General features: G+C 69.5%; 20 protein-coding genes and 1 pseudogene. 8 read left to right on the plus strand and 13 right to left on the minus strand.

Features of this window, described 5'->3' with window-relative positions:
* The first annotated feature begins 179 nt into the window (after window positions 1–179).
* Window positions 180–1133, plus strand: coding sequence for a UDP-glucose 4-epimerase GalE (galE, locus tag DMH01_RS10900; protein ID WP_125676681.1), 954 nt, complete (start codon window positions 180–182; stop codon window positions 1131–1133).
* Here galE and DMH01_RS10905 read toward each other — a convergent pair.
* The 3 genes from DMH01_RS10905 to DMH01_RS10915 form a co-directional block, all read right to left on the minus strand.
* Window positions 1108–2172 carry a DUF4192 domain-containing protein gene (locus DMH01_RS10905; protein WP_125675629.1) on the minus strand — a complete coding sequence of 355 codons (1065 nt, stop codon included), beginning with the start codon at window positions 2170–2172 and terminating at the stop codon, window positions 1108–1110. The genes galE and DMH01_RS10905 overlap by 26 nt on opposite strands.
* A 148-nt stretch (window positions 2173–2320) precedes the next feature.
* Window positions 2321–3175, minus strand: a complete 855-nt coding sequence (locus DMH01_RS10910; protein WP_125675631.1) for a M23 family metallopeptidase — start codon at window positions 3173–3175, stop codon at window positions 2321–2323.
* Window positions 3176–3523: 348 nt separating this feature from the next.
* A complete protein-coding gene (locus tag DMH01_RS10915) occupies window positions 3524–5335 on the minus strand; it encodes a Xaa-Pro dipeptidyl-peptidase (protein WP_125675633.1) in 1812 nt (603 codons plus the stop codon).
* Between the two features lie 82 nt (window positions 5336–5417).
* Between DMH01_RS10915 and DMH01_RS10920 the strand changes: the two genes are divergently transcribed.
* Window positions 5418–6983, plus strand: coding sequence for a DUF4139 domain-containing protein (locus tag DMH01_RS10920; protein WP_125675635.1), 1566 nt, complete (start codon window positions 5418–5420; stop codon window positions 6981–6983).
* A 9-nt stretch (window positions 6984–6992) separates the two neighbouring features.
* On the opposite strand, the gene DMH01_RS10925 is transcribed toward DMH01_RS10920, so the two are convergent.
* Window positions 6993–9644 carry a LuxR C-terminal-related transcriptional regulator gene (locus DMH01_RS10925; RefSeq protein ID WP_125675637.1) on the minus strand — a complete coding sequence of 884 codons (2652 nt, stop codon included), beginning with the start codon at window positions 9642–9644 and terminating at the stop codon, window positions 6993–6995.
* A 557-nt stretch (window positions 9645–10201) separates the two neighbouring features.
* Here DMH01_RS10925 and DMH01_RS10930 point away from each other — a divergent pair.
* Window positions 10202–10831: a GAP family protein gene (locus DMH01_RS10930; protein ID WP_125675639.1), complete on the plus strand. Its 630-nt coding sequence runs from the start codon at window positions 10202–10204 to the stop codon at window positions 10829–10831.
* Between the two features lie 116 nt (window positions 10832–10947).
* Here DMH01_RS10930 and DMH01_RS43245 read toward each other — a convergent pair.
* From DMH01_RS43245 to DMH01_RS10945, 3 genes and pseudogenes are all read right to left on the minus strand, one after another.
* A pseudogene (locus DMH01_RS43245) lies at window positions 10948–11874 on the minus strand (AI-2E family transporter); the annotation flags it as partial.
* Complete coding sequence (locus DMH01_RS10940) at window positions 11868–12308, minus strand: hypothetical protein (RefSeq protein ID WP_125675643.1); 441 nt, start codon at window positions 12306–12308, stop codon at window positions 11868–11870. The gene DMH01_RS10940 and the pseudogene DMH01_RS43245, both read right to left, overlap by 7 nt.
* Window positions 12305–12838: a DUF1269 domain-containing protein gene (locus DMH01_RS10945; RefSeq protein ID WP_125675645.1), complete on the minus strand. Its 534-nt coding sequence runs from the start codon at window positions 12836–12838 to the stop codon at window positions 12305–12307. Before DMH01_RS10945 ends, DMH01_RS10940 begins: the two co-directional genes overlap by 4 nt.
* Before the next feature lie 196 nt (window positions 12839–13034).
* Here DMH01_RS10945 and DMH01_RS10950 point away from each other — a divergent pair, with 196 nt between their 5' ends.
* Window positions 13035–14843, plus strand: coding sequence for a glycoside hydrolase family 15 protein (locus tag DMH01_RS10950; protein WP_233621467.1), 1809 nt, complete (start codon window positions 13035–13037; stop codon window positions 14841–14843).
* Window positions 14844–14894: 51 nt separating this feature from the next.
* On the opposite strand, the gene DMH01_RS10955 is transcribed toward DMH01_RS10950, so the two are convergent.
* The 3 genes from DMH01_RS10955 to DMH01_RS10965 are packed head-to-tail and all read right to left on the minus strand — an operon-like array spanning window position 14895 to window position 16785.
* Window positions 14895–15326, minus strand: coding sequence for a CBS domain-containing protein (locus DMH01_RS10955; RefSeq protein WP_034322689.1), 432 nt, complete (start codon window positions 15324–15326; stop codon window positions 14895–14897).
* 47 nt (window positions 15327–15373) lie between these two features.
* Window positions 15374–15856: a hypothetical protein gene (locus DMH01_RS10960; RefSeq protein WP_125675649.1), complete on the minus strand. Its 483-nt coding sequence runs from the start codon at window positions 15854–15856 to the stop codon at window positions 15374–15376.
* A complete protein-coding gene (locus DMH01_RS10965) occupies window positions 15853–16785 on the minus strand; it encodes a neutral zinc metallopeptidase (RefSeq protein WP_125675651.1) in 933 nt (310 codons plus the stop codon). The genes DMH01_RS10960 and DMH01_RS10965 overlap by 4 nt, the downstream gene beginning before the upstream one ends.
* Window positions 16786–16891: 106 nt before the next feature.
* Here DMH01_RS10965 and DMH01_RS10970 point away from each other — a divergent pair, with 106 nt between their 5' ends.
* The gene (locus tag DMH01_RS10970; RefSeq protein WP_125675653.1) at window positions 16892–18898 is read left to right on the plus strand and encodes a prolyl oligopeptidase family protein; all 2007 of its coding nucleotides are present in this window, start codon (window positions 16892–16894) and stop codon (window positions 18896–18898) included.
* A 46-nt stretch (window positions 18899–18944) separates the two neighbouring features.
* On the opposite strand, the gene DMH01_RS10975 is transcribed toward DMH01_RS10970, so the two are convergent.
* Together DMH01_RS10975 and DMH01_RS10980 are read right to left on the minus strand one after the other, a co-directional pair.
* Complete coding sequence (locus DMH01_RS10975) at window positions 18945–19259, minus strand: multidrug efflux SMR transporter (protein WP_125675655.1); 315 nt, start codon at window positions 19257–19259, stop codon at window positions 18945–18947.
* Window positions 19259–19915, minus strand: a complete 657-nt coding sequence (locus DMH01_RS10980) for an FMN-dependent NADH-azoreductase (RefSeq protein WP_125675657.1) — start codon at window positions 19913–19915, stop codon at window positions 19259–19261. Before DMH01_RS10980 ends, DMH01_RS10975 begins: the two co-directional genes overlap by 1 nt.
* A gap of 93 nt (window positions 19916–20008) precedes the next feature.
* On the opposite strand from DMH01_RS10980, the gene DMH01_RS10985 reads away from it, so the two are divergent.
* Complete coding sequence (locus DMH01_RS10985) at window positions 20009–20596, plus strand: TetR/AcrR family transcriptional regulator (RefSeq protein WP_125675659.1); 588 nt, start codon at window positions 20009–20011, stop codon at window positions 20594–20596.
* Here the strand turns inward: DMH01_RS10985 and DMH01_RS10990 are convergent, their stop codons facing one another.
* Window positions 20597–20995 carry an SRPBCC domain-containing protein gene (locus tag DMH01_RS10990; protein WP_125675661.1) on the minus strand — a complete coding sequence of 133 codons (399 nt, stop codon included), beginning with the start codon at window positions 20993–20995 and terminating at the stop codon, window positions 20597–20599.
* A 55-nt stretch (window positions 20996–21050) separates the two neighbouring features.
* On the opposite strand from DMH01_RS10990, the gene DMH01_RS10995 reads away from it, so the two are divergent.
* Both DMH01_RS10995 and DMH01_RS11000 read left to right on the plus strand, forming a co-directional pair.
* A complete protein-coding gene (locus DMH01_RS10995; protein WP_125675663.1) occupies window positions 21051–21650 on the plus strand; it encodes a CGNR zinc finger domain-containing protein in 600 nt (199 codons plus the stop codon).
* An 18-nt stretch (window positions 21651–21668) separates the two neighbouring features.
* A complete protein-coding gene (locus DMH01_RS11000) occupies window positions 21669–22718 on the plus strand; it encodes a DUF2293 domain-containing protein (RefSeq protein WP_125675665.1) in 1050 nt (349 codons plus the stop codon).
* Window positions 22719–22998 lie beyond the last annotated feature (280 nt).

Here is a 22998-nt window from a genome sequence, read left to right on the forward strand (position 1 = left end):
GAATCGGCCCCGCGGCGTGATTCGCGTGTCCGGGCACGGGACACGCGTGCTGGGACACGGAACTCCACCCGCACCCCGGGGCACGGCCGGTGCCCGGGGGCGAGGACACTGGGCCACGACCGCATCCGCAGCAGAAAGGCGCGAACGTGACCGACGAACCGACCAAGACCCTGAAGCTGATGGTGACGGGCGGAGCCGGTTATGTGGGCAGCGTCTGCGCGGCCCGCCTCATCGAGGCCGGGCACGACGTCACCGTGGTCGACGACCTCTCCACCGGGCACGCCGACGCGGTGCACCCGGACGCCACCTTCGTCGAGGGCGACGCCGCCGAGGTCGCTCGGCGACTGCTCGGCGACGGCTTCGACGGTGTCCTCCACTTCGCCGCCAAGTCGCTGGTCGGCGAGTCGATGACGGATCCGGCGAAGTACTGGGAAGGCAACGTCCTGACCTCGCTCCGCCTGCTCGAAGCGATGCGCGACCACGGCACGAAGCGGCTGGTGTTCTCCTCCACCGCGGCCACCTACGGCGAGCCCGAGTCCTCCCCCATCCCGGAGACGGCGCCGACGCAGCCGACCAACACCTACGGCGCGACGAAGCTGGCCATCGACCACGCGATCACCTCGTTCTCGCGCGCCCACGGCATCGCCGCCGTCAGCCTGCGCTACTTCAACGTCGCCGGCGCCTACGGCTCCTTCGGCGAGCGTCACACCACCGAAACCCATCTGATCCCCCTCGTGCTCCAGGTCGCCACCGGGGACCGCGAGCGGATCCAGATCTTCGGTGACGACTACCCGACCGCGGACGGCACCGCCATCCGCGACTACATCCACGTGGTCGACCTCGCCGACGCGCACCAGCTGGCCCTGCGTCACGCGGCCGAGGGCGAACACCGCATCTACAACCTCGGCAGCGGCACCGGTTTCTCGGTGCTCGAGGTGATCGAGGCGTGCCGCCGCACCACCGGCCACGAGATCCCCGCCGTGGTCGCTCCGCGCCGGGCAGGCGACCCGTCGGTGCTGGTGGCCTCCAGCGAGCGGGCCGGTGACGAACTCGGCTGGAAGCCCGAGCGCACCGACCTCGACGGGATCGTCGCCGACGCCTGGGCGTTCACGCGGTCCCGCCAGAACGCCTGAGGCCGATCTCGGGCGTTCCTTCGGCTCGCTGCCGCAGGACCACCCGGGCCACTTCGGACGGCTCCACCATCGTTTCCAGCGCCCTGGTCAGCAACTTCGTCAGCCCGTGTTCGGGGTCGGTTTCGCGAGCCCTGACCAGGGCGATCCCGGCGGTCGCCAGGTCGCCGCGGGCGTAGGCGGCGTGTGCCTTCAGCGCCAGCGCCTCGGCGGCTTCCGGTGCCGGAAGTTCCCTGGCCAGCGTGAGCCAGAGCTCCTCCGCCGTGCGGGCGAGTGGTGAATCCGCGGGAGCGGCGGTGAGCATGCAGGCACCGCGGACTTCGACCAGGGAAAGGGCCCAGGCCAGCCGGACGGCCTGGTCGTCGGTGATCGTCCGGTCGCCGGCGTCGGCGCGGGCGAGCGCGGCGTTCACCTCGGCGATAGCGGCCTGGACGAGATCTCCGCCTCGCCAGGGCGGCTCGGCCAACCTGGTCAGGAGATCGGCGCGCCGGGCGAGCGTCTCCGGCGCGACGGGATCGAAAAGGCGCTCGACCTCTTCCCGGCTCGCGTGCGTGACCTGCCCGGCGCCGGTGACGACCGCGGCGGCCACCGAGTCGCGCGGGTCCGGCAGGAGACCGCCGCAGGTCCTTTCCCGGTAGCAGCCCCAGCGCACGTCGGCGGCGATACGCGGCGCCCACACCGCATGCTTCAGCGAGATGCCGTACTCGGTCAGCGAAGCCTCCAGGCGTCGGATGAACCGGCGTCGCGGGGGCCGTCCCGCCTTGTTCGCGGCACCACCGCCGACCACCGCCACGGTGGCGCCGGTGTGGGCGGTCACGGCGAGCCTGACCGCCAGGTCACGCGCCTGGTCGAGTTCCAGGCCCGGCGGTGGCAGGTCCACGCGCATGACGAGGCCCTGCTGCTTGCGTCCCGGGCCGCGCAGGCCGAAGACGACGACGGAGTCCTCGGGGTGGAAGCCGAGGAGGTACGGGATCGCGGCGAGCAGGTCCGCCGGATCCGTCAGATCGACCTTGGTCCTGCCGGTCGGAGTGGATGTGGTCATTCCCCCACCCTGCGGCGGGAATGGGGCCGCCGGGTGGGGGCACGACATATCTGTGGACAGCCGGGACCGTTGTGGACAACCGCCGCGGGACCGAGCGCGGGACGCCGATCCTGTCGGTGGGGTGGTCTACTGTGCCGGTCCCGCGGGGTCAGCCGCAGTGTTCGAACGGGCTCTCGTAGGCGTTCGAGCCGACCGAGCCACCCCACTTGACGCAGGTCGCGGCGGCCGTCTTCTTCACCGGTCCGGCGTAGTAGGTGAAGCTGCCGGAATCGGTCACCCGAGCCGAACCCTGGACTTCGAGGAACGCCGACACCGGCGAAGCGGTGCCGAGCGAAACCGCCTTCAGCGTGGTGACGCAGTTGGCCTTGGTCGACGCGTTGTAGAGCAGGTACGCGGTACCGGAACCGTTCGCGAGCCCCTGCGAGTCGACGACCGAGAATCCGCTGCCGCACACCTCGGTGGCGTCGTACGGGTTGCCGCCACACGAGTTCTTGCTGGTGAAGTTGGTGTGGCCGTAGTACGGCACCGCGACCCCGTGCAGCACCGCCTTCTGCGCCACCCCGTTGAGCCGCTGTTCGAAGTGCAGGTGGGGGCCGGTCACCCCGCCGGTCGCCCCGGCCGTGCCGATCTGCTTGCCGAGGCTGACGGCCTGGCCGACCGAGACGGACTGGGTCGACAGGTGGGCGTACCGGGTACGCCAGCCGCCGCCGTGGTCGATCTCGACCCAGCGCCCGTAGCTCGTGCTGCCTTCGTTGGCGACCCGGGTGACGGTGCCGCCCGCCGACGCCAGCACCGGCATCCCGGTGATCCCCGACTTCTGGAAGTCGACCGAGTTCGCCGGGCTGTGCCCGCTGAACGTCGCCGCCGTGACCGTGACGCCGCATTTGAACGGGACCTGGAAGTTCGGGGCGGCCGACGCCTGCGTCGTACCGGCGAGGGTCAAGCCGAGCGCGGGGATGACGGCGGCCGCGGCGAGCACTGCGAAACGGCGCAACCTGGACATGGAGACCTCCATCAGGTGGGGAAGCCGGACGGCCGGAAGCAAAGCCGGGGGAAATACATTTTCCGTACAAGCCCGAGGTCGGGTCGGGGTTTTCCGGCAGCCGCGCGCCCGCATCGCGTGTCGCGAAAGCCACTTTCGGGACATCAGGTGTCGCGAAAGTGGCTTTCGCGACGCCTGCGAGGCCGTCGGTCAGGCGGGGCACACGGCAATGCCGTGCGTGTTCGTGTCGTCCGGGGTTTGGTTACCCACTGGATTCTGGCTGGGGTCGATGGCCGCGGCGTGACGTAGCGAAGGCCTCCTTCCCTACCGCCAGAGCAGGGAAGGAGGCCTTCGCGGAAGCAGGCTCGCTCAGCCGAAAGCGGCTCGCAGCGCGGGCTTGCCGCCCGCCACCGGCAGCACCAGCGAAGTGCGGTTCAGCTCGACCGAGACACCGGCGCCCGGCTTGGGCCGGAGCGTGTAGTCGTGGTCGCTGGAGGCCACCAGGAACTCGATCTTGTGCCCGGCCGCGAGCAGGTAGTCCTTCGCGACCAGTTCCACCTCGACCTTGTAGTTCTCGCCAGGGGTGATCGGGTCGGTGCGGGCGGGGTCGCGCCGGTTCTGCGGGTCGGTCCAGCCGCGGGTGATCACCTTCGCGGTCCCATCCGGAGCGCGGTCGAGGAGCACCGCGGTCACGTTCGCGGCCGGCTTGTCGAAGGACAGCGACAGGTCGGTCTTCACCGTTCCGGAAAGCCGAACGGGCTGCTTCGCCGCGGTGGTCGAGTACAGCAGCCGGTTGCCCGACGAGGTCGCGGCCGCGAGCTGTTCGATCGTCTTGCTCGCGTCGTCCGCCAGCGTCTCGACGGCGGCCTTGCCCGGAACGGGGTTGCGCGTGTCGAGCTTGCCCTTCGAAGAACCGCCGGGCCACGGGTAGAGCTTGACGTCCTGGGTGCCGGGCAGCGGCCACTCCGGCTCGTCCACCCACGACTTGTCCTCACGCTGGATGGTGGCCTTCGGCTCGCGCTCGATGCCGTTGTCCACGTCGTAGAGATAGTGCGACATCCACTTGTTCAGCGTGGTGAGCCAGACGTCGCGGCGGAGGCTGTACGGGTCGGCGTGCCCGGCCTGGTGCAGCCAGATCTTGTGCTCGACACCGCGCGCCTTGAGCATCTCGTACCAGCGGGTGCCCTGGTCGGTCTTGACGTTCCAGTCGCCGAAGCCGTGCACCACGAGCACCGAGGCCCGCACCTTGTTCACGTCGTTGCGGTAGTTCCGCGCGTCCCAGAAGGGGCTGTAGTCACCGGTCACGCGGTCCTGGTCGACCGCGATGCCGTCGATCAGCGGACGGCAGACGGCACGATCCTGTCGCGTGTGGACGTAGTCCGCGAGCACGTCCGCGTCCTCGCCCTGGAACCCGCCCGCCGCGACGACGGCGCCGTCGTTGCGGTAGTAGTCGTACCAGCTGGAGATCGCCGCGATCGGGACGATCGTCTCCAGTCCCTCGACGCCCGTGCTGGCCACGGCGTTGGGCAGCGTCCCGTTGTAGGACACGCCCATCATGCCGGTCTTGCCGGTGCTCCAGTCCGCGACCGCGGCCTTGCCCGCCGCGTCCCGTGCCGTCGCGCGGCCGTTCAGCCAGTCCACAATGGACTTCGCACCGATGGTCTCGTTGACGTCGCCGCTGCTCGGGCAGCCGGTGGACTGGCCGCTGCCGAGCGACTCCCCGTACACCACGGCGAAACCGCGGGCGGTGAAGTAGTCCTGGTAGCGCCAGCTGATCGGCGCCGGGTTCGGGCCGACGGTCTTCGTCGCGATCCGCGGGCCCGCCGGGGCGCGCTTCGCGCCGGGCACGTACAGCTCGACGTCGACGTTGTGGTTCGCGACGTCGTTGCCGCCCGCGTAGTACGGGCTGGCCTGGTAGACGACCGGGACCTTCATGCCCTGCTGCGTCGCGCGGGGCCGCACCACTTCCGCGTGCACGAGGTCGTCCTTGCCGTCACGGTCGCTGTCGACCGGCGCGGTGACCCAGACGTTCTCCCGGATGACGTCCGCCGGGTCGAACACGGGCTGGGCTTGGCCGTCCTTGAAGACCGGAGCCGGCGGCGCGTCGGCCTGGGCGGGCAACGCCGTCGCCGGAAGGACCAGGACGGCGGTGAACAGGGCAGCGAGCCTGGCGACTCTCACAGGACCCCCAATGGCGGGCGGGAAGGACCCAGCTGAGGTTTCCGGCCACCCGAACAGGTGTCAAGAGACTAACGTCGGAGGCATGCCGAGCACCTTGGAAGCACCGATCGTCGCCGTCACCGTCTACCCGCACCATGCCCGGATCACCAGGCGGGCTTCGGCTGCCCTCGACGGTGAAACGCGCTTCGCCTTCGCGGGCCTGCCGTGGAACCTGGACACCGACTCGGTCCGCGTCACCGGTTCCGGCCCGGCGGTCATCGCCGGGGTCGACGTCGCCGTCGAACGCCATCCCGCGCCCGCGGACGCCTCCCTGCGCGCGCTGACCGAGCAGCGGCACGCCGATCAGGCGGTGGTCGACGAGGTCGCGGACGCCGTCGCCGCGGAGACGGCGAAGGTCGATCTGCTGACCGGGCTGGCGACACGCAGCGGCAAGAGTTTCGCGAAGGCGCTCGCGGAGGGTATGGCGGAACCGCCCAGGGTCGCCGAAGTCACCGACGCGCTCGGCACGCAATTGGCCGAGGCGCTCGGGAAGCGCCGCGAACTCGGCATCCGCCTCGCCCGGCTCCGTGACGACCTCAAGGCGCTAGACCGCGAGATCGAGGCGAAACAGGGAACGTCCGAAGTGGACAGCGCGACGGTCACGGTCGAGCTGGAGAGCCGGGAGGACGGCGCGGAAATCGGCCTCGAACTGTCCTATGTGGTCGCGAACGCGAGCTGGGAGCCGGGCTACGACGTGCGCGTCCGCGGCGAGGACGTCTCGGTGACCTGGTACGGGCGGATCACCCAGCACACCGGCGAGGACTGGCCCGAATGCGAGCTGGCCCTCTCCACCGCGCGGCCGGCGAACACCGTGGAGGTGCCGGAACTCGATCCGTGGTTCCTTGACCGCGTGCGGGAGTACAAGCCGTCGATGGCTCGCATGCCGTACGGCAGCGCGTCGCCCGCGGGCGGCGGGATCCCGGAGTCGGTGGGCATGCCTGCTCCCGCCGCGCCCGCGATGGCGGCGCGGACCGCGTCCGTCGAACAGGGCACCACCGCGGTCACCTACCGGCCCGGCCGCCCGGTGGCGGTCCCCTCGGGAGCGCAGGGCCACCGCACGACGCTCGCGCAGCTGGAGCTGACCGCGAAACTGGGTTACGTCACCGCTCCGGTGGTGTCGCCGGAGGCGTTCCTGCGGGCGGCCGTGGTCAACACTTCGGAGCACACGCTGCGGCCGGGCAAGGCGTCGGTGTTCCACGAGACCGAGTTCGTCGGCACCACCCGGCTGGACGTCTGGGCGCCGGGTGAGGAACTCGAACTCGCCCTCGGCGTGGACGACCGGATCCGGGTCGAGCGGGAACTCGCGCACCGTACGGCGAGCAAGGCCACGCTGTCCGGGGTCCGCAAGCGGGAAGCCGCCTACACCACGACGATCGTCAACCACAGCCCACGCGAAGCGGTCGTGACCGTGCTGGACCAGGCGCCGGTCTCCCGGGACGACGCGATCACCGTCCGCGACGTGCGCACCGTGCCGGAGCCGGTGGAGCGGACCGAGCTGGGCGAGTACACCTGGCGGCTGACGCTCGCTCCGGGCGCGAAGAGCGTCGTGACGCTCGGATACCGGGTGGACGTCGCGAAGGGCGTCGAGCTGGCCGGCTGGCGGGAGTAGCCGAAGGGCCTACAACAGGCCACGCCTTCGTGCGGCGACGACGGCGTCGCGGCGGTGATTGACGCCGAGCTTCCGGTAGATGCCGCGAAGGTGGGTCTTGACCGTGTTCACCGAGACGTAGAGCGAATCGGCGATCTGCTCCGCGGTGCGCATGGACGGCAGCTCGGTGAGCAGTTCGAGCTCGCGTGAGGTCAGGGGGTCGACCGGTGCCCCCGGCCGGGCCGGTAACGCCTGCAGCACGGCGCTCGCGAACTCTTCGGTGCGCCCGAACCGTCCGGCGCCGCGCACGAGGAGCTCCCGGATGTCCTGTCCGGCGTCGTGGAACGGCCGCAGCGCCTGCAGGGGTGCCGCGAGGTCGAGCGCGTGGCCGACGGCGGTGTGCGCCCGGTTCTGTTCACCGGCCTGGTCGGCGAGAACCGCTTCCAGGAGCCAGCTTTCGATCAGGGTGTGCGCCACCAGCGTCCTGGTCTGCCGCTCGATGACCGGTCGCAGCCGTCGCCGCGCGGCGCCCGGCCTGCCGCGATGCAGGTGCACGAGGGTGCTCAGCAGCGCGTGCTCCGCGTAGGGCGCGAGCAGGTGCCGGTGCCGTTCCATCACGTCCATCGCCCAAGTGGGCTCTCCGACGCGAAGGGCCAGCCGTTGTTCGATCGGGGCGGTGCAGGCGACCAGCCACGGCGCGACCGGTTCGCCGGCGAGCCGTTTGCGGTGGCTCCGCAACGTTTCGACGACCGCGTGCGGATCGGCCGCGAGGCCGAATTCGACGGCGGCGCTGAGCGTCACCGTCAGCATTTCCACGGCCGGGTCCACGACGGCGGGTGAAAGCCGCGAAGCGAGCGCGGAGAACCGCCGGGCGCTCTCCTGGTCCAGCCGTTGGTAAGCCGCCAGGCCGAGAACGGTGTAGAGGAAGGCGGTCCGCGGAGTCTCGGTCCAGCCGTGGGACCGGGCCAGTTCGAGGGCGGCACCGGTGTGCACGGCCAGCCCGGCGAGATCACCCTGGACACAGGCGATCCCCGCGAGATGGATTTCGCAGTGGAGGCTGACGGCGTCGCGGCGCTCCAGGGTGGCCATCCGCAGCGCGCGTTCCAGATCCTCGGTGGCGCCCGGGACGTCGCCCAGCCACAAGGCGGCGGTCCCCCGCGTGGCCAGCGCCAGCAGGTCGAGGTCGGCGTCGCCGGTGTCACCCGCGCTCGTGGCGCGGAGTTCGGCGAGCGCCTCGTCCAGCTGCCCGCCGTATCGCGCGCGGTAGGCGACGGCCACGGCGTTCAACGCGCGCAACCGTCCGGAGCGCAGCGGCTGGGCCGAAGTGTCGATCCGGCCGAGGTACCGGTCCGCCGCGACGAGGTCGTGGTCGTCGAGGGACGCGATGGCGGCGACGAGCGCGACCTGCGGCCGGGCCAGGATATGTTCCGGCAACGCGCCGAGCAGCCTGTGCAGCCGCGGCCCGTGTCCTTTGAGGACGATCCGCAGCCCGAATCGCTGGACGTACCGGGTGATCAGCTCCTCGTCCTGCGCCGCGACACTGTGCTCGAAGGCCGTGAGCACGTCCCCGGAGTCCGTGAACCATTCTGCCGCCAGACGGTGGAGCCTGCGATAGGCCCGAGGATGGCGTCGGCTCAGCTCCGCGCGCAGGTACTCGCGCAGCAAAGGATGACAGCGGTAGCGACCTTCTTCACCGCCGTGCTGAGTGATCAGCGCGTTGGTGCGGGTGAGCGTGTACAGGATCTGGCCGGCGTGCTCCTGTCCGGTCAGCCGGGTGGCCAGCCCGTCGGTGATGTCGGGACACACCGACACGCTCAGCAGGAACTCGCGGACATAGGTGGGCTGCGGGCCGACGATCTCCCCGGACAGGTACTCGGCCAGCAGGCGGTCGTCGCCGGTGAAGGCGCGGATGGCCCCACCGGCGTCCGGTGCGGAGTCCAGCGCGAGCGTGAGGAACCGCAGTCCCGCCGCCCAGCCTTCCGTTCGTTCCCTGACCCGGTCCAGATCCGCCTTGGACAGCGCGAGGTTCTTCCTGGCGAGCAGCTGCCCCGTCTCCTCCTCGGTGAAGTTCAGCTGGTGCGCCGTGATCTCCCGCAGCCTGCCTTCGAGGCGGATCTGGGGCAGGATCAGCGGCGGCGGGAACCGGGTCGCGATGACGACCCGTACTCCGGACGGCAGATAGCGCAGGAGCAGGTTCACGTTCTTGACCGCGTCCGGCTCGGACAGCTCGTGCGCGTTGTCCAGCACCAGGATCACCGGCCGCCGAAGCCGCGCGCACGCGTCGACGAACGCGCCGACACCTTCGTGCGCGGAGGCGTCCCGCGCCAGTGCCGGTCCGGGGATCGCGCCGCGGTGCAACGCCTGGAGGATCGACGACCACCAGGAGAAGACCTTGTTGTCGTTGGCGTCCAAGGAAACCCAGGCCAGGTGTTCACCACCGGGATGATGGCGCGCCCGGCGCCGGAACCAGCTGCCGAGCAGCACGGTCTTCCCGGACCCGGCGGGCGCGTTGAGCAAGGTGACGCTGGGGACTTCGCCCGACGTCGCCTGATCGAGGACGTCCAGCAGCCGGTCCCGTTCGAGCACGTCGGCCGCGGGTGGCGGCGGCGCGAGTTTCGGCGCCGGTACCGCGACCGCTTCCACGTCGTGGATCTCCGGTGCCGTGCCCTCGACGCGGGTCATCGGCCGGCGCATGACATCGCCGCGCTGGAGAGAACATGCCAGGCGAAACCCAGAACGCGGGATGTCCCGCTGAAAACGAGGCCGATACCGGAAAGTACCGCTTCCCCCGATGACCGGCTTCCTGGTTGCGCCGAAAGGACCAGCACGAAGGTCAGTGCTGTCAGAACGAGTTTGGCTCTGGACCGACCACGCGGCTCAGTGCTCACCGATTGTCTCCCTTCGATTCCCCAGACGAGTGAGGGGACCGATCTTGCTCACCCCATGCGACGGTCACCTCCTCCTTGGCGGGTGAGACGAGTCACCACTGGTCGCGAAGAGTGGTCACCGAGGGGCTTTTCTCGCGTTGGGTGACGGAATCGAGGCGCCGTTTTCACCCTCTGAGAACGAAGAAGCCCGCGCGGCGGCGGCGCATTCTGGAGATCGCGGATCGAGAAGCCCGACTCTGTCCCAGGGCTCCGGCGGTGAGACCGCCGCGCGAGCGTTGTCCGTCGCCGGAGGGAACCGGTGGCGGGCAACGCGATTCTTGTGCCGGAACACCCTCTGACGGGAAGTACGGAATGACGGAATCGCTCACGGTCCTCCCGCTCGCGATCACCATGATGGCCGGGCCGCAATTCGTGTCGGCGCTGATCCTGATCACGACGGCGCGCGCGGTGCCGACCTCGCTCGCGTTCGTCGCGGGGGTGGGCACGGCCGTGACGGCGGGAACCGCGCTCACGACGTGGCTGGCCGGATTCCTGCCGCCCGATCCCCTGCTCTCCGGCTCGGACGGCTCCGTCTACACGCTGATCCAGTACGGGCTGGTCGCGCTTCTCCTGGGAATGGCGATCTGGAACTGGACGCACCGCGAGACCGCGGAACCGCCGAAATGGCTGAGAACGCTCATGTCGGCGGGGCCGCGGCGAGGATTCCGTACCGGATTCCTGCTCATCGCGTTCTTCCCTTCGGACGTCATCGTGATGTGCGTCGTCGGGCTCGACCTCGGCCGCGGCGGGGCGGGGTTCAGCGCGGCGATCCCGTTCCTCCTGACCACCACGCTGATCGCCGCCCTGCCGCTCTTGGCCTACCTCCTCTTCCGGCGGCGCGCCGCCCGGCTCATGCCCGCCGTCCGCGACTGGACGAACGACCACGGCTGGTTGCTGAACATCGTGGCGTGCCTCTTCTTCGTCGTGCTCATCCTGTTCTGACCCCGCCGGGGCGAACCCACCAGTGCGGTGACCCAGCTGCGCCCCGGGTCGTCGACCAGCACGGCCAGCGCCAGCAAGGTCGCCGGAACCGACAGCAACGTCCCGAGCGGTCCGAGCACCCAGGCCCAGAACACCAGCGCCACGAACGTCGCCGTCGCGGACAGGCCGACCGCGTTGCCGACATACCGCGGCTGGATCAGTGACTGCAGCACGAAATTGATCACGATGTAGACCACCACCACCGCCAGCATCGTCCGCCAGCCGCCGTCGAGGAGCGCGAGCGTGGCGGGCGGACCGAGGCCGAGCAGGAAACCGATCGTCGGGATGTAGTTGGTCACGAACGAAAGCAGACCCCACAACGCCGCGAGCGGAACTCCCAGCAAGACCAGGGCGAGGACGTCGATCGCCGCGACGATGAGCCCGAAGACCGTGGTCACCGCCAGGTACACCCGGACGCGACGGCCGAAGTCACGCAGTGCTTCGGCCGTCCGTACCCGTTCTCCCGCGATCCCGGCGATCCGGCCGTCGATGTCCGCCGTTTCCGCGCTGAGGAACAGCAACAGTCCCAGCAGGAAGACCAGGCTCGTGGTGACACCGGTCAGATCGGCGAGCAGGGAACCGGCGTAGGAAACCAGCTTGCCGGGATCGAGTGCCTGGAAGATGTCGCGCAACTGGCCCGGCCCGGCACCGAATTTCGCCAGCACTCCGGCGATTTCTTCGTACAGAGCCATGATCCGGTCGCCGTAGCGCGGCAGCAGCTGGCCGAGCTGGGCGATCGAAACGATCATCGCGAAGCAGAAGGCGATGAGGATCCCGTAAACGAACACCACGAGCGCCGCCGTCGCCGCCCAGCGCGGGAAGCCGAAGCGCCGCAGCCTGCCATGCGCGGGACTGAGCGTGATCACGATGACGAGCGCCAGCAACGTCGGCGCCGCCAGCCACGCGACCGCTTTGATCCCCGCGATGGCGACCACGATCGCGGCCGCGCCGAGCAGGACGACGAGCGCCCGCGGTGTCCGGGTCGCAGGCCGGTCGATCACCATGACTCGCGGTTCGGGACCGCGTCGCCATGGACGACGACCGCCCAGATGACCGTCACGCACAAGGCGATCACGAGCATCGACCACAGCGGATGAGCCGAGAGGAACACCAGATGGGTCACCGCGTTACCGGCCGCGAAGAGCACCGCGACCACCCTCGCCCAGATGGCTCCCGAGATGAGGAAGACACCGGAGACCGCCACCAGCGTGCCGCCCACCAGATGGGCCCACGCCCAGCCGGTCACGTCCAGGACGAGCGAGTATTCCGGGCCCGAGATGTAGTAGTCGCCCCGCACCAGTGCCACGATCCCGGCGATGACGTCGAACGCGCCGAGGATCAGCATGATCACGCTGGCGAAGACGATCCATCCGGCCCAGACCGGCCGTATCCCGGACCGGTCGGCGAGATCGGCGCCGGCACTCCACTGCCTGCTCATTTCGTCCCCGTTCCCGGCGCGTCGGCGGCGTGGAGTTCCGGTTCCAGCACGAAGCTTTCCCGCAGGGCTCCCTCCTGTTCGGGAGTCAGGTTCGTGAAGATCAGCTCCGGCGCTTCCTCACCGCCGAAGGCATCTCGCACCTTTTCGATGACCGCGCCCGAAGTGAGCAGGAACAGCGCCGACGTGCCCTCGGTGACCTCTCCCCTGATCTTCTTGATCAGGTCGTCGTCGATGCCGTAGTCCGAAGTGAGGCCGCCGAAGGCGCCCGCCGCGGCACCGAGCGCCGCGCCGAGCAGCGGCACCAGGAAGATCAGGCCGAACAGCAACCCCCAGAACGCGCCGCTCAGCGCGCCACGGCCGGCCAGGTTGCGCAGCTGCCGGAGCTTCGGTTTGGAGGCGCCGACCGGCCACGACACCGTCGCGGCGTCGTGTACCGAGATGAGCTGGTTCTTCGCCAGGCTCCGTACCGTCTCCACCGCGCGATCCGCGCCTTCGGCCGAGCGGAACGTCCAGATGGTCAACGTGTCCACGGCTCACCGTCCCTTCTGAAAAATGGGTGATCTGACGGTGGCCATCGGACAGCGGCGACCGGGGTGCGCACATCACCTGAGGCGGATGAGCGCCGGGACTTCGCCCTGGCCGGGAAGTCACCCGGCCAGGGTGACGCCCGGCTTCCCGGGAGCGGACGAGGGTGAGCGAAAACCCCCTTCCGGCAAGGAGCCGCCCGTGAACCACCACCAACCGCCGATCGCCGACCACGGGCTGATCGGCGATCTCCAGACCGCCGCGCTGGTGAGCACCGGCGGCGCGATCGACTGGTTCTGCTGCCCTCGGTTCGATTCCCCGAGCGTGTTCGGCGCGCTCCTGGATCCCCGCGGTGGCCACTGCCGGATCCGGCCCGTCCGGGAGCCGTACACGTCGCGTCAGTTCTATTTCCCCGGTACCGCCGTGCTGATCACCCGGTTCATGACCAGGCTGGGTACCGGCGAGGTCATCGATTTCATGCGCCCGGTGACCGGCGGGCGCACCGACGGCGGCCACCGGCTGATCCGGTTGGTCCGCTGCGTGCGCGGGACCGTCGAGTTCGCCATGGAGGTCGTCCCGCGCTTCGACTACGCGCGCAGTCCGCACACCACCACCGTCACCGAAGACGGCGTGCTGTTCGACAGCGAAGACTCCGCCCTGACCCTGCACGCGGTCCGGGAACCCGGCGATCCGCCACCGCTGCACGCCCATGTCATCGAAGGCGGCGTCTACGGCTCGGTCCTGCTGAAAACCGGGCAGGCCAGGGGTTTCGCGCTCGAGTCGGACGGCGGGGAGCCGCGCGCGATCCGGGTCGCCGAGATCGAGCAGGCCTTCGACGACACCGTCCGCTTCTGGCGGGACTGGCTGAACCATTCGACCTACCGGGGGCGCTGGCGGGAGATGGTCGACCGGTCCGCGATCACCCTCAAACTACTGACCTACGCGCCGACCGGGGCGATGGTCGCCGCGCCGACCACGAGCCTGCCGGAACAGATCGGCGGCGAACGGAACTGGGACTACCGCTACGCCTGGGTGCGGGACGCGTCCTTGTCGGTCTCGTCCTTGCTCGCTCTGGGGTTCACGGACGAAGCGGTCGCGTTCGCCCGCTGGCTCCGGGAGCGCCACCTGTGCGGCGACGGACGGCTGAAGATCATGTACCGCGTCGACGGGTCGTCGGATCTGCTGGAGGAATCCCTGGCGCACTGGTCCGGGTATCGCGGCTCGGTGCCGGTACGGATCGGCAATTCCGCGTCCGACCAGCTCCAGCTCGACGTCTACGGCGAACTGCTCGACACCGTGTACCAGGCGGACAAACGGGGCGCGGAGGTCGGGCACGAAGGCTGGAAGGCGCTCACCGATCTGCTCGATTGGCTCGCCGCGAACTGGGATCAGCCGGATGACGGCATCTGGGAGACGAGGGAAGGAAAGGCCGACTTCACCTACGGCAGGCTCATGAGCTGGGTCGCCTTCGATCGCGGTGTCCGCCTCGCGACGGCGCACGGGCTGCCCTGCGCGCTCGATTCCTGGCGGGACGAACGCGACCGGGTCTACGACCAGATCTGGGAGTACGGCTGGAGTTCGCTCAAGCAGGCCTTCGTCCAGCGATACGGCTCGGTCTCCCTCGACGCGTCGCTGCTCCGCATGGCCGACGTCGGGTTCATCACCCCGCACGATCCGAGCTGGCTGGCGACCCTGGCGGGTATCGAGAACGAGCTGGTGACCGACAGCCTCGTCTACCGTTACGACCCGAGCGCCTCACCTGACGGCCTGCGCGGGGACGAGGGCACCTTCTCGCTGTGCACGTTCGGCTACGTCACCGCGCTCGCCCGTGCCGGGTATCCGGAGAAGGCGCGGCTGGTGTTCGAAAAGATGCTGACGTACGCCAACCACGTCGGCCTGTACGCCGAAGAGATCGGCCCGAACGGCGAGCAGCTCGGCAACTTCCCGCAGGCTTTCACCCACCTCGGGCTCATCGACGCCGCGCTCACGCTCGACAGGGCCATCGGCTGAGCCGTACGCGCGAAGGGCCGTTCCCGAGCTCGGGAACGGCCCTTCGGCGGTTCAGCCCTGCGAGATGTACGCCTCCAGCTGTTCCTGGCTCTTCTCCAGCTGCTCCATCCGGGTCTTCACGACGTCGCCGATGCTCACGATCCCGGCGAGCCTGCCGTCCACCACGACCGGGACGTGCCGGATGCGGCGTTCGGTCATCAAGACCGAAAGCTGATCGACCGAGTCCTCGGGGGTGCAGCTCGCGACCATCTTCGTCATGATCGCGGACACCGATCCGTCGAGCAGCTGGGGCCCGCGCTCGTTGAGCCGGCGCACCACGTCCCGTTCGGAGACGATGCCGACGATGGCGCCTTCGGCGTCCACGACCACCAGCGCGCCGACGTTGTGCTCCGCCAGTCTCTCGAGCAGTTCGGTGACGTTCGTCTCCGGCGAGACGGTCGCGACGGCCGCCCCCTTGGTCCGCAACAGATCGGAAATCCGCATACGCGCTCCTCCCGGAAGGGTGACCTGAGTCACTCCAGGTTATGGCTTCACCGCCGTGCGCGAAAGTCCGGAGAGTCCGGTTCGATCCCGAGCCTGGTCGCGAGCGCGTCGTACGCCTGGATGATCCCGGTGCCGTACGGGTCGTCGCCGAGCGCGTCGAGTGTGCCCCGCCCGAGTGCCCACTGGGCCTTCGCGGACTCGTGATCACCGAGTTTGCGGTAGTCCTCGGCCAGGTTCAGGTGCAGCGACGGGTAGAAACCGCGCACGGCCAGCGTCGCGTGGTACTCCTTGGCGCGTTCGTCGGTGAGCGAATCGGCCGCCTCGAGCGCGCGCAGATCCCAGGCGAGTTCGTCGGCCGGGTCGTCGCGGACGTCGGCCATGTAGTGCGCGAGCGCGCACCGGTGCAGCGGATCGCCGTCCTCGCCGATCCGTTCCCACAGCGCCGCGAACTTCTCGCGCGCGCCGGCCCGGTCACCGGAGATGTGCAGCTGGAGGCCGGTGTTGATCTCGGCCATCACGTCGTCGATCATGTGACGTCCGAGGCCGGGGCCGCCCAGGTGTTGCACGCCGACGTCGTCTTCCCGGAGAAGCCGGCCTTCGCCCATTTCAGCTGGTTGCGACGACTGCCGTGGGTGTCGCTGTCGTCGGCGCGGCCGTAGTCGTCGAGGGCGGCGTTGGCCAGCGACCTGCTGATCGAGCCACGACCGGCGGCCGCCGCGAGGGCGAGCGCGCCGAAGCAGTTCGCCTGCAGTTCGATGCGGCGGACCAGTTCCTTGTCGGCGGGCGAGTTCTCCTCCGGCGACGACATCTTCTCCGTGGCCGCCGACAGGATCCCGCTGGAGCGCTGGACGTGATGCCCGTACTCGTGGGCCATCGTCGCGAGGTGACGGGACCGTTCGAGGCCCGCGTCGCCCAGCATCCACTGGGTCGGCGCGTAGATCGTGGTGTCGCCACCGCAGTAGTAGGCGACGGCCTCGTTCTCGCCCGGTGCCTTCCCGCAGGCGCTGGTCTCGGGCAGCGTCACCTGCACGGTCACCGTCAGCGCCGGTTCGTTCGCCTGGTCCAAGGCGGGTTTCCAGGCTTCGGCCAGACACGACACGAACGTCTTGTAGTACGTCTCCAGTTTGGCGGGCTCGCGGCTGATCGCGGGCAGACGGCAGGTGACGGCGCCGAGCGCGACCCCGTCCGCCAGCAGCGGGTTCGTCTCGAGTTCCCGCACCTCCTTGGGCGCGGGCTTCGCCTTCCCGGCCGGCGCCTTGGCCCCTTCCGAGGTGTACACGCCGGGCACCGGGAGGGCCCGGCCGTCGACCGTCCGCGGTCCGCCCGCCATCGCCATCCCGGTGGCGGTCAGCGCGGCGACGATGAGCAGACCGACCACGGCGTTCCCGGCGTTACGCGGGTTCTCCGGCCGAGACGGCGAAGGCGCGAACGGTCTGGATACCTCGTCGGTGCCGGTCATGGTGTCCCCCAAAAGTGCGAGTCCACAGCATACGGAGCAGAAGCGGGTCAGGCGAAGAACGGGCACCTGGTGGCGCGAGGGCCGCGGCCCCGGCGAGACTGTGGGTATGAGTGACGAGGACCCGTACCTGTGGCTGGAAGACGTGACCGGCGAAGAAGCGCTGGACTGGGTGCGAGCCCGCAACGCCGAGGCTCTGGCGGAACTGACAGGCGGCGAGCGGTTCGGCGGGATCCGTGACGAGGTCCGCGAGGTCCTCGACGCCGACGACCGGATCCCGTACATCCGTCGCCGCGGCGAATACCTGTACAACTTCTGGCAGGACTCGGCCAACCCCCGGGGCCTGTGGCGCCGCACCACCCTGGAGCAGTACCGGCTCGACACACCGGAGTGGGAACTGCTTCTCGACGTCGACGCCCTGGCCGAGGCCGAAGGCGAGAACTGGGTGTGGCAGGGCGCGGCCGTGCTCCGCCCGGGTTACGACCGCGCGCTGATCGAACTGTCGAGGGGCGGCGCTGACGCCACGGTCGTCCGCGAGTTCGACCTCGGCGAGCGCCGTTTCGCCGAAGACGGGTTCTTCGTGCCCGAGGCCAAGACCAGGATCGGCTGGATCGACCGCGACCGCGTCTACGTCGGCACCGATTTCGGTCCGGGGACGCTGACCGATTCGGGCTATCCGAGGCTGGCGAAGGAATGGCGGCGCGGCACCCCGCTCGAAGAGGCGACGGTGGTCTTCGAGGGCAAGGCGGACGACGTCTCGGTGTCGGCCCACCACGACCCGACCGAAGGCTGGGAGCGTGACTTCGTCTACCGGTCGATCGACTTCTACCGCACGGAAAGGTACGTCCGGACGGCCGTCGGCCTCGACCGCATCGAGGTCCCCGAAGACGCGCAGACGTCCTCGCACCGCGAGTGGCTGCTGATCCGGCTTCGCTCGGACTGGACCGTCGAAGGCACGACGTATCCCTCCGGCGCTCTGCTCGCCTGCGGGTTCGACGCGTTCATGGCGGGCGAACGCACTTTCACGACCCTGTTCACACCGGACGCGCACACGTCGCTGGAGTACTGGGTGTGGACGCACAACCACCTGCTGCTCTCGACCCTGTCCGACGTCCGCACGGAACTGCGCGTGCTCACGCCGTCCGACGGCTGGACCTCCCGGCCACTCGCCGGCGCCCCGGAACTGGGCACCGCGCAGATCACCGGCACCGACCCCGACGTCAGCGACGAGTACCTGCTCGATTCCAGCGGCTACACCCAGCCGTCGACGTTGAGCTACGGGCACGTCGGGGGTGAGGTCGAGGTCCTCAAGCGAGCTCCCGCGTTCTTCGACAGCGAGGGCATGACGGTCTCGCAGTACTTCGCGACCTCCGAAGACGGCACGAAGATCCCGTACTTCGTCGTACGCCCCTCCGACGCTGAAGGCGGGCCGACGCTGCTGACCGGCTACGGCGGCTTCGAGGTCTCACTGACCCCCGGCTACAGCGGCATCATCGGCCGCGGCTGGCTCTCGCGCGGCGGCACTTACGTCGTCGCGAACATCCGCGGCGGCGGCGAATACGGGCCCGACTGGCACACCTCGGTGACGAAAGCCAAGCGGTACAAGGTGTACGAGGACTTCTCCGCTGTAGCCGCCGATCTCGTCGAGCGCGGCATCAGCGAACCCGCGCGCCTCGGCATCCAGGGCGGCAGCAACGGCGGGCTGCTGATGGGAGTCATGCTGACGCGCTATCCGCACCTGTTCGGCGCGATCGTGAGCCAGGTGCCGCTGCTGGACATGAAGCGGTACCACAAGCTCCTGGCGGGCGCGTCGTGGATGGCCGAGTACGGCGACCCCGACGACCGGCGCGAATGGGATTTCATCGGGAAGTACTCGCCGTACCAGAACGTCCACGCCGGACGCGAGTACCCGCCGGTCCTGTTCGTCACCTCCACCAGGGACGACCGCGTGCATCCCGCGCACGCCCGCAAGATGGTCGCCCGGATGCTGGAGCAAGGGCACGACGTGCGGTACCACGAGAACATCGAGGGCGGGCACGGTGCGGCGGCCGACAACGAGCAACTGGCGTTCAAATGGGCGCTGATGCTCGAATTCCTGTGGGAGAAGCTCGCCTGACCCGCCGGGAAGGGGACTTTCCGGCGCGAAAGTCCCCTTCCCGAGCTCACTCCGCCACTTTCGCCAGCACCACCCCTCCGACGATCAGCGCCATCGCGGCGAACCGGCCGAAGCTGAGCGGGTCCTTGTGGATCACGACGCCGAACACGATCGCGCCCACCGCCCCGATGCCGGTGAAGACGGCGTACGCGGTTCCGACCGGGAGCGAGTTCATCGCCTTCGACAGCAGGTAGACCGCGGCGACGCCGAGCACGAAGCACAGCACGGTCGGCCAGAACCGGGTGAAGTTCTCCGTCGGCTTGATGCTCTGCGACCAGGCGACCTCGACGACTCCCGCCAGCAGCAGGATTCCCCAGCCCATCAGGCTTCCTTTCCGGCCGAAGCCAGCTTTTCGGCGCCGAGGAGCGCCTGTTCCCGCGACGCGATCCGCTCGGGGTCACGCGGGCTCAGCCGCGGGTCGACCAGGGCGTTCGTCAGTTCGGAGTTCAAGAACGTGACGTCGTGGACGTCGTAGTGCCCGGCGAAGAAGTCGCGCAGGTAGCGCTCGTGGTGGTCGACCGGCTCGCGCGGCGTGCCCGGCAGGTAGGTACCGCCACGCGCTCCCACGACCACGAAAGCCTTGCCCGCCAAGGACATCTTCGGAAACGTGACCTGGTCGATCCACAGCTTGAGCGTCGCGGGGATCGAGAAGTTGTACATCGGCGCCCCGATCAGCACGACGTCGGCGGCGAGCAATTCGGCCAGCAGCGGCTCGATGACCGCCCAGGCCTCGCGCTGCTCCGGCGTCTTCACCACCGAGGCGTAGCCGGCCGGGTCGGTGATCCCGGCCTGGAGGAGGGCGTCGCAGATCTCGGTCCAAGCCTGGCCGATCGGCGGCACCGGATCGGCGGCGACGTCGCGGTAGGTGTAGCCGGCGCCCGGGTTCGCGGCACGCCAGACCTCGGCGAACCGAGCACTCAGCTCGCGGGAGAACGACGCGCTGCGGGCACTGGAGTCGAGGTGGAGAAGGTGGCTCATCGGGACCTCCCGGACCAGGAAGTGGACACGGCATCCACTTGCTTCGCCGGGTACAAGTGGACGCCGCGTCCGGATATTCCCTAGGCTGCGGACATGCCGACGGAAGATCTGCTCGCGAACGGCCCGGGACGGGAACGCTCGGACGCCGCCCGCAACCGAGCGAAGATCCTGAAGGCCGCCGAAGAGCTCTTCGCGGCACGTCCGGCAGCCGACGTCACCATGGAGGACATCGCCCAAGCGGCCGGAGTCGGCCGCGCGACGCTCTACCGCCGCTATCCGGACCGCTCGGCGATCGCCGTCGCCCTGCTGGACGAGCACGAGCGGGAACTACAGGAGCGGCTGCTCACCGGCCCTCCCCCGCTGGGCCCCGGCGCGCCGCCCGCCGAACGGCTGGCCGCGTTCTACGCGGCGATGATCGGGCTGCTCGCCCGGCACGCCCATCTCGTCCTCGGTACCGAGGTCGGGCATTCGCGGTTCACCAGTGGGCCGTACAGGCTGTGGCGGACCCACGTCCGCCATCTCGCCGAACAGGCGAAAGCGAAGGATCCGGACGCGCTCGCGGACATCCTGCTGGCGCCGCTCGCCGCGGACGTCTTCCTCCACCAAACGGGCGAACTCGGCCTGAGCGCGGACCGAATCACCGACGCCCTGGCCGAGCAGGCCCGGCGAGCGCTCGCCTGATCAGCCGGCGAGGCCGTCGAGGACGAGCTTCATCACGGCCCGCCAGTGCTCACGCTGCGCGGCACGCTCTTCCGGGCCGGCGAGCCGCTCCTGATGGAAGACCACGACCGTCTTGCCCGGCCCGGCCGGCCTGAGCCCCACCTGCACCGTGCTCTCGTGATCCCAGTCCTTCGGACGCCAGGTGAGGCGGATCTTCTCCTGTTCGCGGTAGCCGCGAACCTCGCCGACGGTGCCCTCGGCCGTCTCGTACGGCGCGCCCTTCTCCGGCTCCAGCCGCACGTCGCCCAGCCAGGCCGCCAGGCCTGGACCCGAGAGGTACTCCCAAACCTGCTCCAGCGGATACGCCACCGTCTTGGACACGCCGATCTCCCAGCCCGCGTCCTTCGTCTTGCCGACCATCACGCCTCCGCCGTAACCGTCTTACCTGGTTTCCGAAACCGACTATAGTGGTTACATGACTCCGGGAACAAGACTGCTCGTCGACGCCCTGGGTGAGCGGTACCGGTTCGATCCGGGCAGCCTCAGCCTCGAACTCATGCTGACCGGCGGCCCTGGCCCGTACGAGCGCTACGAAATCGCGCACACTCCGTCCGCCCTCGCCGAGTGGTTCACCGGCTCCCGGCTGGCGCTGACCGCTCCCCTGACCGACGTCCGGATCCGGCCCGCCGAACTCACCGCGCTCAAAGAACTCCGGGACGCCCTCTATCGCGTCGCACCCGCCCTCGCCCGTGGCGAAACGCCGTCGGACGACGACGTCGCCCTGCTGAACGGCGGGACCGCGGAGACCCCGAGGCCGCTCGTCGACCCGAAGACACGACGGCTCGCCTGGGCGCCGCCCGTCACCGGGAAACAACTCCTCGGCGCCGTCGCCCGCGACGCCATCGGCCTCGTCGCGGGCGAGCGATCCGGCCGCGTCCGCGAATGTTCCGCCGACGACTGCTATCTGCTGTTCTTCGACACCTCCCGTTCGGGCAACCGTCGCTGGTGCTCGATGGAGCGCTGCGGCAACCGCGCCAAGATCCGGGCCTACCGGGCCCGCACCGAAACCGCGTGATCGCTAGGATTCCCCGCGATGCAGGGTGAGACGAAACTGGAACAGCGCGTCGTCGAGACGGCGGAAAAGCTGCTGGCCAAACGGAAATCGGTGACCGCGCTCGACATCCTGAGCGGAATCGGCTGGCTGCCGGAGAGCATGCTCAAAAGCTGGCAGCAGGGGCGGATCCCCGATCTGTCCACGGCCTTGCCGGTGAGCGCCGAGAAACTGGAGTTCGTTCTCGGCGCGCTTCACCGATGGACGAGGGAAAAGGCCCTCGAAAGCTCGGAGATCGAACATGTCGGCGCGACCCGCGACCGGGCGGTCCTCCGGGTGACTTCGGGCGAGCTGGCCGGTCTCGAACCGCTGTTCCGGACGCAGTGGCTCATGCCGGGACTGTCCGAAGCCAAACGTGCGCAAGTGCTCGCCCGGCAACAGAAGGCACCGGACCTCGTCGTCTCCGTGGCGTTGAAGGACTGGACGTGCGCCGACTGCGGCGGCACCGGCGATCTCCTGTTCATGGAGAACGAAAAGCCGCACTGCCTCGACTGCGCCGACCTCGGTCACCTGGTCTTCCTGCCCGCCGGCGACACCGCCCTGACCCGCCGGGCGAAGAAGGCGAGCCGGCTTTCCGCCGTGGTCGTCCGCTTCAACAGGTCACGGAAGCGCAGTGAGCGGCAAGGGCTCCTGGTCGAGGAAGCGGCACTGCGCAGCGCCGAGGACCAATGCCTCGCCGACGAGGACGTCCGGGAACGGCGCCGCGGCCGGGATCGCGAACGCCGCGCGCACGAGGACGTCGAGTTCACCGCCCGGTTCCACACCGCGATCACGGAGATGTTCCCCGGCTGCCCGCCGGAGCGGGCGCGCGCCATCGCCGAACACGCCGGCCGGCGAGGCAGTGGGCGGGTGGGCCGCTCGGCCGCCGGGCGGGAACTGGCCGAACGAGCGGTGTTCCTGGCCGTCGTCGCCTCGATCCGGCATCTGGACACCGAGTACGACGACCTCCTCATGGCGGGCGTGGAACGACAGACCGCCCGCGACCGCATCCGCACCACCATCGACGCGGTGCTCGAACGCTGGCGTTCCTGACCGCTGTCACGTTCCGGGCGCGGGCGTCACAACAATCCCTGACCACGAGCCCACTCGCCGAACTCGGCACCGGTGCAAGGCAATCGCATGCCTGTGTCCCGAACGGAGTCGATGAGGTTCCCAGCGGCGACCTCGGTCAACTTCCCAACCCGGCAGGCTCGCGCCAGAAGCCAGATCGTTCCGTGAACATCCAGACCGTACCGCCTGGCCACCCGGATCGCGGCCTGATCATCGGTTATCGCCGTACAGTCCTCCAGTTCCGCGACCGCGAAAACGCTCG

Origin of the sequence: Amycolatopsis sp. WAC 04182, assembly GCF_003947465.1 — a bacterium.
GTDB lineage: Bacteria > Actinomycetota > Actinomycetes > Mycobacteriales > Pseudonocardiaceae > Amycolatopsis.